This window comes from Vibrio sp. Hal054, from assembly GCF_037162405.1.
GTDB classification, from domain to species: Bacteria; Pseudomonadota; Gammaproteobacteria; order Enterobacterales; family Vibrionaceae; genus Vibrio; species Vibrio diazotrophicus.
The window spans coordinates 671,419-688,010 of the sequence record NZ_JARLUT010000002.1 but is presented as its reverse complement, the minus strand read 5'-3'; the positions used below and the strand labels follow the sequence as shown (position 1 = coordinate 688,010).

Below are 16,592 nucleotides of genomic sequence, written 5' to 3'. Positions count from 1 at the left end.
TGCAATGATTTAAGTGTTTTCGTTGGTTAGAGCAAACGTCTTTATGTGCTTTTTATTGTTCGCACTTGGGTAAATTTGTTCTGAGGAATGGGCATGGGGTTAACTTTTCGCAATCGCATTTTATCGCATATAGCATTACCGTTGATTGCTATTATGTTGGTGATCTATGGCATCAACGCCTATTCGGGTTATCACGCAGCTCAACAGAGTCTGTTTGACAAGTTAACTCAAGAGGCGCATTACGCCTCTAACCGACTCAACCATATTTTGAATAATGCTCAATCAACAACGCAAGGTTTTGCCGATTTTCTTGGCTCAGTGTCGGATCAATTTGGTATCGAAACACACGATCAGCTCCGCGATATTCTGGTTCGTCGCTTAGAACGAAATCCGGAATTTCTTGGTTCTGCCATCGCTTATAAACCCGGTCCACAGTCAAACAACCAGCTTTTTGCTCCCTATGCGTATCGAGACGGGAACTTTATCCATTATATGGATATCGCTTCTCAGGGATACGACTATACCGATGGCTCATCGAATTGGTGGAGTGATGTGGTTGATAAAAAGAATGGTCACTGGTCACATGCGTATCTAGATGACGGCGCAAGTAATGAGATCGTTGTGACTTATTCGGCGCCTTTCCAAAAAGGTCTGGAACCGTCTTCTCTAGGTGTGGTGACGGTTGATTTAGCTTTGAGTCAATTGCCTGAACAACTTGGTGTACCTGCTCATAAGCTAATTGTATTAGATAGTTTGGGTAACCTCATTTATCACATCGAACAAGATAAGTTACTTGACCATAATTCTGGATGGTTTAAAGCGGAAGAAAAAGAAAACGCTAAACTACGGATACTATTAGAACGCCTCTTAGATGGAAATGTAAGCTTTGTATCAGACCGTGGTGAATCGTATGTCGCGAGTATCGTTACAGAGCCAACATTAAAATGGCGCATCATTGTCGCTGTACCAAAATCTGAATTTATTTCTTCCGTTATCTCGGATTGGAGCAGTTTTGCTTTTGAACTATTGCTAATCATCCTGTTTCTCATTGCTACTTGCTATATGTTCGCTAAAAAGCTTACCCAGCCGCTAGAAGCTCTTGAAGCAGGGATCATAGAGTTTGGTGAAGGGAAAATTAAACACTTAGAGCTGGATGACAATTCTGTTCCTGAAGTTGTGACACTAAGCCAAACCTTTAATCAGATGGCCTCACTGCTTTCTGAACGTGAGCAGATGATATTAGATCTTCGAGGTAATCGCTTTGCTCGATTTATCGATGGTATGAATGGAAAGTGCTTTTACTGTTCTATTAATTTGTCCGGTCAGGTTGATTGTGTTAGTGGCAGCGTTCTTTCATTATTAGGTGTCACTCCTGAAACGTTTCAACGTAAATATCAGCGTATGTTCTCATCTAACCCTATCAATGAAAAAAATTGGGAGTATGTTGATTCGGCCTTAAAAGGTGACAGTGTCCCTTTACACCAAGTCGAGATGGTTGATAGCGATGGTAATCTAAAAAGATTTGAAGTGTTTATTCAGCCTTTGCAATCTGAGGTTGGAGCAGTTATGTCTGTTGAGCTGTTGTTTACAGATGTAACTGAACAATTTTCTGCAGCTACTTGGTCGAGAGCTGTATTGGAAGTTGCACCAGAAGCTTTGCTTATCATCGATCAACACGGGAAAATAGTGTTCAGTAATACAAGTTGTCAAAAGCTATTTGGTTATGAGAATGATCAAATGTTGCAGATGCTTGTTGAAGAGTTGTTGCCTGCAGACATCAGAAGTAAGCATGCTAATTCGCGAGAAGTGTTCACTTATGAAGGTCGTTCTCGCCCTATGAGACATGCTCGTCATGTCCGTGCTCTAAAATCAGATGGTTCGGAGTTTATTGCAGAGATTGCGCTAAGCCCATTACCAGCAGATTTAAGTGGTCGTAAACAGGTTGCGGCTTCTGTACGTGATATGACAAATCAAATAGCCGTTGAAAAGCAGATTAGAGAAAGCGAACAGCGTTTTCGTGGATTGGTTACAAATATTCCAAGTGCGGTACACAGAACTCGATTTGATGATTCGTGGGTGACCGAATATGTCAGCGATAAAATTGTCGACATTACCGGATATATGGCTAGTGAGTTTATTGAAAATCATGACCGCACATTAGCTTCGCTTGTCATTAGCGAAGATTTTGATCTTTTTCAAAAGCGTGCAGAGATAGCTGGTTCAGCGAATGAAACTTTTGAAGTTGATTATCGGATTCGTCACCGTGATGGCGATATTCGTTGGATACATGAGCGCGGCCGAGTAAGTTACTCAAAAGATACAGATTCAGTATGGATCGATGGCAGTATTGACGATATTACCGATAGAAAACTGGTATCAGTTGAGCTTGAAGAGTCACGTTTACAGCTATCAAATATAGCAGAATCCGTCCCATGTACCGTTTATCAGCTACGTTGGAGTGGCGTGGGAGATTGCCAGTTTACGTTCTTATCATCAGCAGTACTTCCAATGTTTGGTATACACCCCGATGAAATTAAAGAAGATATAACAGTTCTTGCTGAACGAGTGCCTGGTGATGAACGTATCGCTTTGGATGCGGGGCTTTCTGGACAAACGGCAGATAAACTTAATTGGAATAGAACCTTTAGCTATTTGCATCCTAACGGCAGTCAACGTTGGATGGAAGCAAGTGCCAGAGGTCATATTGCTGAAGGTGGTACGATTATCTGGAACGGTTATGTCATGGACATTACCGAGCGCAAAATGATTGAAGAAGAGCTAGCGATAAGTGAAGCGCACTTTAAAGCTTTGTTCAACAGTTCCACCGCTTGTATCGCAAATGTTGATAAAAATGGCATTATTTTAGATTGTAACGAACAGTACTGTTCAGATATGGGGGGCGTACCCGTGAGCAGCTTATTGGTATGTCCATGTTTGGTATTTCAACGGTTTCGAATGTTCAAGCATCAAAAGCAAAATTCAAAGAACTGGTGGATGGAGAAATCAGTTCTTACCGAGGTGAACGCTCATTTACACACCCGAATGGTAAAGTTACTTGGATGTCTGCGAGTGTTTCAGCGATATTAGATAGCCAAGGGAACTTTGAATCTGCTGTTATCAGCATGGTTGATGTTACAGAATTTAAAGTGATGTCGAATAAGCTTCTTAAAGCGAAAGAAGAAGCGGATGCTGCAAATCAGGCAAAAAGTGATTTCTTAGCGAACATGTCTCATGAAATCCGCACTCCAATGAATGCCATAATTGGCATGTCGCAGCTTTGCCTGCAAACAAATCTTAATGAAAAACAATATAACTATGTCGAAAAGATAGGGCGAGCATCGAAAGCTTTACTCTCAATCATTAACGATATTCTGGACTTCTCCAAGATTGAATCAGGAAAGCTGGATATTGAATCTACGCCATTTATGCTGGATTCGATATTAGAGAATCTTGGTGACATGTTCGTTGACAAAGTAACAGATAAGCAACTCGAACTGCTTTTTTCCGTATCTCCAGACGTCCCTAGCTATCTTGTTGGTGATTCACTTCGTCTTGGACAGGTACTCATCAACTTGATGAGTAATGCGATTAAATTCACCGAACGTGGTGAAGTCTTATTGATTATCGAACTGGTTGAACAAGATCACCAAGATGTCACCTTACGATTTAGCGTGAGAGATACAGGTATTGGTTTAACAAGTGAACAACAAAATAAATTGTTTAAGCCGTTTTCTCAGGCTGATTCATCTACTACTCGTAAATATGGTGGTACAGGTCTGGGGCTGGCCATATGTAAGCAACTTGTAGAGTTAATGGGTGGAACAATAGGTTTGGACAGTCTGTATGGCTATGGAAGTACGTTCCATTTTACGCTCAAACTGAAATGCTCAGGTAACAAGCAGCTTATTATCAATGAAAAGCTAGAAGGTATGTCAATACTCGTTGCTGACGATAATGCGACAGCTAGAGACATCATGCAGACATCCTTGGAAAGTATGGGCTTTAATGTTGATACGGTTTCGACAGGTAAAGAAGCGATTGAATACTGTCAAAATAACGCATATTCGGTAGCCTTTATCGACAAAAATATGCCGAACCTTGATGGAATCGAGGTGGCACGTCAAATTAAATTGATGGATAACGAGCTAAAAATTCTGATGGTATCGGTTAACCCGTCTCAAGATTTGATAGGAAAGGTTAATGAATTGGGGCTAGCTGGTTACATTACTAAGCCGATGACCTCATCTCGCTTGCTCGACGGCATTATGAACGCGTTTGGTATGTCTGGTGAGCTAGCTGTTCGTCGTATTGAACAACCGATATCACTTGATTCGAGCCAATTGTCTGCACTACAAGGTAGAGAAATTTTGTTAGTAGAAGACAACGACATGAATCTTGAAGTTGCTACGGAATTCTTGCAGCAAGTAGGGATAAACGTCACTACAGCGATGAACGGTCAAATTGCCTTGGATAAATTGAACCAGCAACGTTTTGATTTAGTCCTAATGGACTGCCAAATGCCAGTCATGGATGGCTTCCAAGCGACAGAAGCGATCAGAAAGCATACGGAATTTGCTGAGTTGCCGGTGATTGCTATGACGGCAAATACCATGAGTGGAGATAAAGAAGCCTGCCTTCAAGTTGGTATGAATGATCACATCGCAAAACCTGTTGAAGTTAATGTGTTGTATCAAACCCTGGTTAAGTATCTGCCTGCTGAGGCAGATTATGGGCGTCAGAATGTGGTTCCACAGGACATTTGGCCAGAACATCCAGAGCTTGATATTGATCGCGGTTTACAATTGGTTCAAAACTCGACTCGTTTATATCAACGTATTTTTGAACGATTTGTTGATGGTCAAAGTGATGTTGTACCGATGATCGAAAGGGCGATGGCAGTAAATAATGTTGATGAAGCAGTACGTCTTGCTCATACGTTGAAAGGTGTCGCTGGGAATTTGGCTTCATCAGCTCTTGTGAAAATGGCTGAACAGTTAGAACTGAATTTAAGCCAAGGGAAAACATATCAAGCGCAATTAGTTCAGATCAATGATTTGGTCACATCCATCTGTGAAGCAATATCCAAGGTTAGAGCCCCTGTTAGTGACAAGTCGACAGAGAATACGACATCAGAGCTATCAAATGATGATTTATTAAAAGAGTTAGAAGCCCTCTATGAGCGTTTGCAAGAAGCTGATTCAGAAGCTATCACTCAAATAAATACCTTAAAGCCACAAGTAAACTCTACGATTTGGAAACAACTTAGTCCGGCAGTAAATATTATCAATCAATATCAATTTGATGCTGCTTCTGAGTTGATTTCAAAATTGATAGTGGACTTAAAATAATAATTTAAAGAGGTATTATATGCAAAAACCAACGATATTAGTTGTTGATGATACTCCGGAGAATATCGATATTCTAGTGGGTATTTTAGGCGATGATTATAAACTTAAAGTAGCTATTGAAGGTAAAAAAGCTCTGGAGGTAGCTCATAAATCACAACCCGATCTTATTTTGCTTGATGTCATGATGCCAAATATGAATGGATATGAAGTGTGTCAGCAATTAAAGAAAGATCCAATTACAACACATATTCCAGTTATATTTGTCACAGCAATGTCTGAAGTTGAAGATGAAACCCTAGGGTTTGAGGTCGGTGGGATTGACTATATTACGAAACCTGTTAGCCCTTCGGTAGTTAAAGCAAGGGTTAACACCCACTTATCTCTTTATAACAACAAACGGCTTCTAGAAGAAGAAGTCAAAGTTCGTACGCATGATCTAGAAAAAACTCGATTTGAAATTATTCGCCGTTTAGGAAGAGCAGCTGAATACAAAGACAATGAAACGGGTCTGCATGTTATCCGAATGAGTCAATATTCTAAGTTGTTAGCTCGTCAAATTGGTATGAGTGATAGCTACTGTGACACTATTTACCATGCGGCAGCAATGCATGATGTTGGAAAGATAGGTACACCAGATTCAATTCTTAAAAAGCCAGGAAAGCTGGATGAGGATGAGTGGGAAATAATGAAGCAGCATGCTGCTACAGGTGCTGAGATTATCGGCCACCACGAAGATCCGCTGCTTAATATGGCTCGCAATATTGCATTGACACATCATGAAAGATGGGATGGTTCTGGTTATCCGAATCAGTTGAAAGGCGAACAAATTCCGCTTGAAGGGCGTATTGGGGCTATTGCCGATGTGTTTGACGCTTTAACATCTGATCGCCCATATAAAAAGGCTTGGAGTGTTGATAAGGCCATTGATTTGATAGAAAGTGAATCGGGTAAACAGTTTGATCCTAATTTAGTGTTTCATTTTAAGAAGATATTGGACGAAGTGATGGAGATACGCAATATGTATCTTGAAGAATTGTAGTTAAAAAGTATATTAAACCTAACATAAAAATTTGTTAGAGCATTCTGTTAGGGATTATCGATTGTTTTTGTAAGATTTTTCGTAATTTATTTAATTTGACTTTGGTTGTTAGGATTATTCTTTTCACTGATATAAGTTATGCGCCTTTATATTATTTGAACTAGAGTCATAATAATCGATGAGACGTCTTTTAATTATATTTATATTGAATGTATTGTCCTTTAGTATTTACGCTGAAAATATATCTGTTCAGTTGCAGGCCAATAAGTTAGTTTATGAAAATAATAGTTCGATAATATACACTGTAACCGTTTTCAATCTATCTGATAGCTCCGTAGATATAACATCGGTTTCTGCGGATTTTTCGTCGTTCCAATCAACAACAATTAGCTCTGATGCCAGCTTTTTATCTAATTCGGGTGATTTTAGCCCATCAGGCAATTTAGCCGTTACCAATGCTCATCTTATAGAGGGAGGGCAGGTTTCTTATACCGTTGAAGCTTTGGTTGCTAACGACACAACAGCAGACATTACCATTCAGGCTTCAGCTATTGCTAGTACCAGCCCAGATGCTGTGACTTCGGAGTTAGTTACCGTTACTCCAGCCCCTTATAAGTACTCTTTAACACTCTCTTCAGATACGAGTGAGTATCCAGTAACTGGTCTTCTGACATACACATTAGTGGCAGAAAACACAGGTTCTTACCGAGTTCAAAACCTCGATATCGAGCAGATATTTAGCACGTTATTGGTTGAAAATATTGATGGAACCAATACCGCGCCTTTCACTCAGATCGCCAACAGTGCCGTAAAGGAAGGTACTGAAAGTGATGTCGGTACCTTTGAACCTCTTGGGGATTTAAAAGTCACAGGCGCAAGCATTGCTGTGGGTGGCAAGCTCACGTATACAATGCAAGCCACTCTAGCTGAGCGGCTTGCCGGAGATATTGTTGTATCTGCTACTTCACAAACGAGAGATGGAATCGTTGCAAGTGATGAGTTAACTACGCCTCCGATGGCTGGCACGTTAGAGATCATCAGACATGAGTTTGTTAACAGTTCTCCTTATTTAGTCAATGGTGAAATGCAACTTCATCTGGCGGTAGAAAATACTGGGAAAGGTATCGTCCATAATTTTAGGGTTCAGCATAATATCAAAGATATTTTGACGACCTTAGGGAATAACTTAGTTGATTCCACCGTCACCTTCGATCATACCGATGTCAGTGGGCACCCTTATAAAACGTGGTCGATTGCTATAGACAATATTGGAGACAACTCTGTTTCCAAGTTGGGTAGCAGTACGGTGACGGATGATTCTCTTGATGATGTAGTTTCTGTTTATCCGGGTGAAACGATTGATTATCTGATTACAGCAGCCATCTCTCCAGTCGCTATTGGTGACATCAAAAACTTAACTGCGAGAGTCATCAATGATGAAGGTTCATTGGCGTCAGCGGCGAATACGATTTTCACACCGATTGCAACGGAGCGAGTATTACAAGTCGGCGACCCAGAAATTCATATAAGCAAGATAACGTCTCAGTCTCAATATAGCCCGGGTCAAAGTGTTGAATATAACATTAGCGTTGAGAACTCATCAGATAAGTACTTTGCTAATAACCTTATCATTGTCGATAAGTTGTCTTGTATTCAGACTGAGCAAGCTGCTGGGTACGGTGAGGGGGCTGCTTTTCAGTCTTGGAAGCTGGAGGTTGTTAATGGCTCAGACGGTGAAGGTACAGATGCAGGTAAGTTTGATTATGGTGCGACTAAAACTGGTGATTTAACGATTTCTCCGGACATCGCTCCGGGTAAAAAAGTGGAATATAAACTTACCGCAACAACAACGGATAGCAGTATTGGCCTTATTCTTGATGATGCGAGTTGTGCTGATGATGTGGTAGAAAGTGGCACTGGTATTGAGATGCCTGCCAACGCTTTATCAGTGACGAAAGATGTCGATACCTCAAAATACTCTGCTGGTCAGGAGATGACGTATACCATTAAGGTTGCCAACACCAGTGATGCTATTGCGAATATGGTTCCCGTCGTTGACGATCTGGCTTCTATTATGGTGACAGATGTTTATGGCAACTCTATTCCCGCCTTCTCTTCTTGGGAAATTACCGCCGACTATGGAAAAGATATTAGTGGCGTGGATGGGGCGATCACCTCACCAGACATTTTAGATGTTAAGGCGACGATTCCTCCTCATACCGTTGTTACTTACACTGTAAAAGTTCATGTTGCACCAACCGCAAACAGCAAGATCAGCAACATAGTCACTGTAGATGGCAAAGCGATAGCTGATAGGGGCTCGGTTCCTAAAGAGTTCTCGTTGGCAATGAACAAGTCAGTCAAAGTTGATGATGAATCTTCTTTTCACTCCCTTTACAGTTTTTACTCCAAGCAAAGCAATGTCGTTACTTATCAGATAGTTGTTGAAAATGATAACACCAACGGTTTTGCTACTGATGTGGAGATAAAAGACCCTATCAGTTCGATTGAAGCGGATATGTTGGAACCCGACAATACACCAATGCCAGTGTTCAGTTCCTGGACCATTAGCGCTGATAAGCAGGTTATGGATAATTCGGGGTTAACCTCTGATGACCAGCAGCAACTGTTGAATGCCACTGATGTCGGAACATTTTCTGACAATACCGACCTTGATACGACAGCACAAATCCCACCTAACGTTCGAGTTATATACACCATTGTGGGACAAATTGATCGCTCATCAAGTAGCAAAATCGTATGGGGCGGTTTCACCAATACTGCCACGGTGTATTCACCAGACAACGGACAAACGCTTAGTGGTGGTGCGACAGTTCAACCCGAAGCTCCTGATGTGCAAGTTCTGAAATTAACTCCCAACGATATTTTTCAACTGGGGAGTGAAGTTTCTTTCGACATTTTTGTATTTAACAAAGGTTCTGGCTATGCCAATGATGTAGATGTTTCGGATGATATTAATGGATTAGGTGTATTCGAACCTGGCTGGACTATAGAAGCAACTACGGATGATCACATAAGTAGCGGGAGTTACGCTGACGAAAAGTCCACTTGGCCCGATGGTGGAAATATAGCCTCAAAAGTGGATATCGATCCTAAGTCCGATTCAGGTAAATGGAACGGTATGGGTTACGTTAAATACACGGTTAAAGGTATTGTGAGATCTGATTATGAGAAACAAGAAATCTCCAATACAGCGAGCATTCATGACCCAGCAACAAACACTAATCATTCTTCAACCGCTGAAATTGGTAAGGATGGCAGTGTCGATCAACTTAATGTTTCTATTATAAAAACCTCGGACAAAATGCAGGTCGCTCCGGGCGGGTATATTACCTATACCATCACCTTGATTAACAACAGTACTAATACCATTGCGAACAATCTGACAGTTGTTGACTTGATGTCAGAGATAAAGTCTGTGCTTGCCAATGACAATAATGATGGTGGCATAAATGATGGCAAAATGGATAACGTTGAAGATTATCCGGATCAGTCCCCATTTGTACACTGGCAGTTCAAATTACCCGGTGACGCTAGCTTTGGTCCTGAAACCACAGAAGATTTTATTTATCCTGCAGCAGACTCTACAGATGTGCTGTCGTTAGCTCCTCAGTCAACAATAGAATTCCAGATTAAAGCGCTGGTGAAAGACAACTACGTCAGTCAAGTGCTTAAGAATGATGCGTATGTTTATCGCGATTTTGGTGAAGTATCGTCACTGAATCATGTTTCCCACCATGAAAACAGATTGGCATCTAATGGCGCAGGTACACAACGACAACTATTGGTAAACGGTGTACCTAGCAAATATTACTCCCCAGGCGATGAATTGACCTATACGGTGAAAATTCACTCTAATACTGGGTATTTGAATAACCGCCATGTTGCTGAAGATATTCTTGGAGTAGATGTTTTGCTGATGGATGGTACATCGGAAAATCCGTTTAAAAATGCTTTTTCCGTAGATGTTGTGAAAGATGATGGCAATGGTAGTAATGGTACGACTACTGGTGAGTCTGAAGGGGTTGTTGAGGACAACCAAAACATTGATACCTACATAGATGTTGCTGGTGGGGACTACGTTTTATATACCGTCAAAGGAACTGTGCGTGATGATGCTGTAGGCAGCATTACTATCGGTGGCATTACGGTTAAACCTAACGATTATCATCTGAACTTTTACAAAACCACTGATGAAGTGAACTATCACCCAGGAAAAACAGCGACTTACCATTTACATATTACCAATAACGGATTGGCTAACGCTTACAACATTCCTGTGGTAGATGAGTTATCAAAGGTACAAGTTAGCTTGGTTGATGGCTCAACTGGACCAGCTTATACCTCTTGGACTATTGCGCCGCAAGTGACACTTGATCCTTCTTTGCCAGACGGTAATGCTCAAGTTGGTGACTATGCAGATAATCAAGATATCAATACGTTAGCTTCAATACCAATGGGAGCGACGATTGACTATGTGGTTACTGCTACGATAAACCCTAATGCCATCGGCGAAATTACCAATGTTCTTTCTGTCAACGGCGATAGAGTCAGCTCTTCTCTTACGCCTGATGCCAATAAATTTAACTATAGCAAGGCGATTAAAGCCTATTACGACACAGATGGTACAACTTCACTAGGTTTAGAAGGGTATAAGCCGGATGGCTATATCGAATACGAAATTGCTATTGGCAATGAAAACGAAGTCCATCTCAACGATATTGCCGTGTTTGATAATATCCAAGGGGTCATGACTTCTTGTTACAACATCACGACTGGCACAACTTATAGTTGCCCAGCTTTTGATAGCTGGACAGTCTCATCAGAAGTCGATTCTAGTGGTATCACTGATGCTGGAAGCATTTCAAATAACGCCAACATTGATACCACATTTGATTTAGCTGCTGCTAGCTATGGTTCTTATATTAAATACACGGTTAAAGCTCATATTGTCGAAAATGCAGTCGGTGAATTTAAGAACACCGTATTAGTCAATGGTCGTTATCAGGCTTCTTCTGATCGTTCAACAATGTTGCCGCCAAATTTAGTAAAAGCGCACAGAGCTTTTACCGATACGTCTCTAGCTACCGTTAAGACAACTTACAATCATCAGGCAGATGATCAACAAGTGGTTTATCACCTGCGAATCGATAATAACGGTAATGGACTTGAGTATGGCAAAGCTCTGATTGAAAAATTCTCAGAGTTGCAAGTTCGCTTAGCGCAAAAATCTGATAGTGCGGGAGACAGTGATAAGGCTCCGGCATACCTACCTAAAGGATGGTTGGTTACGACAAACACTTCTGGTGAGCCTATGACCTCTATTGGCGGTTTTACCCGAGGAAACAATGTCGATATTGATATCCCTCATGTATCAATAGCTCCGGGTGGTTATATCGAATTTGTCATGGAATCAGAGATTCGCGATGACGCTATAGATGCCATAGATATAACGCCAACGTACGGTGGTAGTAATCTTCCACGGGCGAATATTACCCCAGACGCTGCATTATTGAATGTCACTAAAGAGATTGTTTCTCTTGGTGGAAACAACTACACCAGCGGTGATAAATATAAACCGGGCGACAGCATTGAATATCGGTTTGTGGTCGAAAATACAGAGCCTGTTTGGTACGACAACACGGTCATTCAAGACCTGATTTCTAATATTAAAGTTGAAGTGATCGGTGGAAAAACCGAAGCAGCGTTGATTGATACAAATATTAGTCATGTTGTATCAACGGGATTAAACAGTGTTGTTGATACCAAACCGTTAAGTTACGAAGCCAATGGTGATTTGAATATTGCGGCATCGGACGGTTTGGATATCGCACCCAATGAGACGATTACGTTTACCATCACAGGCAAAATTCGTGAAGACGCTGTAGGTGTTGTCGATGCAAACAGTGCGACAGGCGGGGATAACACAGTAACGACCGATGCTATTCCACCCCACGACGCAAGTTTAACGTATGAGAAATTGGTAACGAATACCACCGCAGACGGGAATGCGTGTTCGTTTCCTTCAAACTCTGGTTCTGGCTGTCTATATAACCCTGATGGTCAAGTTGTATACCAAATCCACATAACGAATGATGGTGAAGGTACTGCGAATGATGTCGTGATTCAGGATCTGGTTAATTCAATTACGACCTCAGATAGCGGTGTTGCATTTTCTTCCAGCAGCGTTCGTATCGTGGAACAGCCAGACAGCTCACGTTTCTCTATCTCGGGTCAATATTCGGGAGTCGGAGATTTGGACGCTAAGTTTGATTTGATGGCTGGGGATACAGTGGTATTTGAAATCACCGCTACTGTTTCTGATAGTGCCACCGGCACGATATCTAATGTCGCAACAGTTGATGGTAACAATACCAATACTATTGTTCTTGACCCTGGTATTGCCCAAATATTGGCGAAAAAAGAAACGGACATTAACACATATGTTCCCGGTCAAACGATAAATTACACCATCCATGTGCTAAACAAAGGGCAGAAAAACAGTTTTGTGCATATTACGGATATTGTTTCTGATTTCCTTGTAGAAACTGCGGATGGTTCTTCCAAGCCAGCGTTAGAAAATTGGAGCATTAAATCTCAAGTGCTGGCCGACTCTTCTCCAACAGTGACAGATATCTCTGGTTTAACCGCCTTAGAGTCAGGCACTAACATTGATATTGATGATGTGGAAATTGAGTTAGCAGGAGAACACAGTGGTGTTGAAACACACGTAGCCATTACTATTACAGGTAATATTCGCAAGGATGCTGTAGGAGCTTTCCATAATATTGCTACTGTTGCGACGCTAACAGACTCTAACAGCTATCGTGTTGATGTCTCGCCTGAAAACGGTGTCCTCGAACTGTCGAAAGTCGCTTCAAAAACGCCCGCTACTTATGTTCCTGGTGAGACTATTGGTTTTGATGTTGAAGTTAAAAACAGTGGTTTGGGCTATCTGACCAACGTCAATATTTCTGATTTGTCTGCGGACATCAAAACGGATTTCGCTGGTCAGGCTCGTGAAGGCCAAGTATTCGAACAGTGGACAATAACAAACGTCAATGTCACGGGCGTGGAGCCTACCCTCAGCCAGCAAATCTCTGGGAGCGAAGTCACCGGTGCGAATGGTTATTCAGTTAACTACAATATTGCGCCGTCTCACTCGGTCGTGATGCATTTTGAAGGTGTCGTTAATGATAAGGCAATGGGAGATATTACGAATACCGTTGTTGTGTCAGATGAAAAGGGTAACAGCCGTACAGCACAAGCGACTTATACACCTGAAAAGGCGAATTTAACGGTAACGAAAACTGTCGATAAACCGCTATATGAAGCTGGTGATACCTTGACTTACACCATAGTCGTCGCCAACACCACAGGGGCTTGGGCTAAGGATGTTCATATCACGGATATGCCTTCTTCCATCGAAACGACGACGATCGACGGCTATACGGTTTCTGCGTTTAACCCTGATTCTATCGCAATAAATGCAACGTCATCGACAGGTGCTACGACTATCCCTGTAGTAAATTCGGGCGATATTGATGGAAGCATAGAGATTGCACCTAATGACACCTTGACCATCACTGTTCGCGGAACGCTCAATTCAACAATTCATGGTCAAGTGAAAAATACAGTCACAGTTGAATTGGACGGTGCTGTTCAGACTGCCGAAGCGGTCAGCGAGCCAGTCATTCCAGAAGTGAAACTGACGAAAGTTGCACCGGTGGAGAATTATGTTCCGGGCGAGGTTTCTGACTTTGTCATTACCGTTGTTAATGAAACAAATGGATTTGCAGACAACATTCAGGTTGAAGACCTTATCTCTGGTTTAACCGTCGATACCATCGACGGTACAACAGAAGCGGCATTCAGTTACTGGGTACTGGATATTGAGAACAGTAACTCGAACACGGTCATAACCTCTCGAGCCTCATTGAACGAAGACATTAAGTACAACATTGATCTTGCCCCTTTAGATACGGTCACTTTTAAAGTGCATGGCACAGTGAATCAAAAGGCTGTTGGAGTGATCACTAACACGGCGACAATGATATTCGACGGTAAGACTCAAACCGCAACGGCACAGTTAAAACCGTTTGAGCAGGATATCAGCTTTATTAAAACGTTAGCGGATGGCTCTCAGGAAGGGGAGTACAAAGCGGATGAAGAGACCGAATTTCATATTACGTTAGTCAATAACGCACAAAGTTTCGCTCAGAGCATCAAGATTACCGACATCATTAGTGACTTGACTGTCGTTAACTTGTTGGGGAATACGGTTCCGGCACTGACGTCGTGGGATATCAACTATGAAATCAAAAATGATAAATACAATACGACGACAGTCGATCCTTTACCGCTAGGGGATGATCTCGACGTTACAGTAAATCTAGCTCCAAGCGCAACAGTCGACTTTATTGTTAAGGGTATCGTCAATCCTATGGCATTAGGGGTAATCACCAATACCGCAACTATGGATGACGGTAGCTCAACGTCAGAGTCTACGGTTACTTTGATACCGGGTGGCGTGGTTCTTATGGCGACAAAAGTTGCTGATAAAGCCGAATACACTAACGATGATGATCAGATTACCTACACTCTTGCAGTGACAAACCGAGGCTCTTCTGATGCACTGAATGTTCATCTGGTTGATGAAGTATCAAAGCTCCAAGGAGTGAACGGAAGCCCACTGTTTACAGAGTGGAAGACCACAATTAGTGAGTACGATACAGCTACTTCAACTACTACTGTACTGGATACTCAAAACTCGGTTGACCTTGACTATACCTACACTCTCAAAGCTTATGAGGGGAATATTATATGGGTGACTATTGTCGGCCAAATTGGTAAAGGGTTGGATGATGACATCACCAATACGTTTAGTGCTACAACGATTGGAGGTGATACCGAGCAAGCGAGTGTCACTGTGCATGTTAAAAAATACTCTGATAACGAAGGTGAGTTGGTTGTCACCAAGAAAGCGCTGCAACAAACCGCTCAGGTTGGGGATGTCGTTGAATACGAAGTCACTATTGTCAATAACAACGAGTCAGAATTCAAAAATGTTCATCTAACAGATCGATATCCTTCTGGTTTCCAGTATGTAGAAGGTTCTACTGAGATCACGAATAGTGGTCCTGACGGAGAATTTGATACCGTTGATGATGTATTCAACACCAATGAGCCAACGCTAGCCAATGTAATGTCGTTCAATGTGGGTGACATGCTGGCGTATGGTTCGAGTGGTTCTACTGTTCAAGAGAAGATTCGTGTTCGTTACTTGATGCGGGTTACTGTCGGTGCAACCTTTGGTAACTATACCAATACGGCTTATGCGATGACGCCTGCGGAAGGAATGACGAGCGGAGCGCTAGAAATTAAGTCAAACATGAGTAGCGCCACCGTTGAAGTGACACCAGATAAGCTTTTTGATACTGCATCAATAATCGGAAAAGTATTTGAAGATAATAATGGCGATGGCTATCAAGCAAGTGCAACGGCTTATGGCATCGAGGTCTCGATTGATATTGATCCTTCTCTTGTTGTCGCTGGCTCTGCGACGCTAAAAGTCGAAGGGGAGAAGAAGAAAGACGTTTCTATTAATGGCAATAACATTGTGATTAATAAGCTGATTGGTCAGTCCCGAAATCGAACGCTATCTGGTAGCCACAAGGCAACTCTACAGTTTGTTTCTAAGACTGCTGATTCCTTCGCGTTTAGCGTCACGACCAAAGACGGAACCCATATCACCGCGCATGAAGATGATTCATTTAGCGCTCAACATTCAGGCAATAAACTACAGGGTTTAACGGCTGAGAGTCTTCAAATAACTCGTAATGTCTACCAATACGGTAGTCAATATTTGCGGGAAATCGTCATCGAAAACATGGGGATTTATGAAGAAGGTATTCCGGGAGTTAAGCTGCTAACTGTTGAGGGTATTGTGATAGAGACAGACCAATATGGTCGTTATCACGTGCCGGATCAATGGGTACTGAATAAGAAAGGTCAGCAGTTTCTTGTCAAACTGGATACAGATTCACTGCCGACGGGTATGAAAGTTGTCAGTGAGAATCCTAAGGTCAGACGTATCACACCAAATGCTCTGAGTAAGTTTAACTTTAGCGTACAGAGTATCAGTGATGAGTAAGTATCGATCGAATCCTCTCAATAAAATCAGT

The 16,592-nt window shown here is 41.9% G+C and carries 3 protein-coding genes and 1 pseudogene; all 4 read left to right on the top strand.

The window, feature by feature from the left end; all coding sequences use genetic code 11:
* Positions 1-87: 87 nt before the first annotated feature.
* Positions 88-2,769: pseudogene (locus P4S58_RS19100) on the top strand (PAS domain S-box protein); the annotation flags it as partial.
* 161 nt (positions 2,770-2,930) lie between these two features.
* On the top strand, positions 2,931-5,348 hold the full coding sequence (locus P4S58_RS19095) for a response regulator (protein WP_337165221.1): 2,418 nt from the start codon (positions 2,931-2,933) through the stop codon (positions 5,346-5,348).
* A 19-nt stretch (positions 5,349-5,367) separates the two neighbouring features.
* Positions 5,368-6,387: a response regulator gene (locus tag P4S58_RS19090; protein WP_337165220.1), complete on the top strand. Its 1,020-nt coding sequence runs from the start codon at positions 5,368-5,370 to the stop codon at positions 6,385-6,387.
* A 214-nt stretch (positions 6,388-6,601) separates the two neighbouring features.
* Entirely contained in the window at positions 6,602-16,561 is a 9,960-nt protein-coding gene (locus P4S58_RS19085) for a DUF11 domain-containing protein (RefSeq protein WP_337165219.1), read from the top strand.
* Positions 16,562-16,592: the final 31 nt, after the last annotated feature.

Coding starts and splice junctions, on each gene's coding strand:
- P4S58_RS19095 (WP_337165221.1), top strand. CDS start 2,931: ATGTTTGGTATTTCAACGGTTTCGAATGTTCAAGCATCAAAAGCAAAA.
- P4S58_RS19090 (WP_337165220.1), top strand. CDS start 5,368: ATGCAAAAACCAACGATATTAGTTGTTGATGATACTCCGGAGAATATC.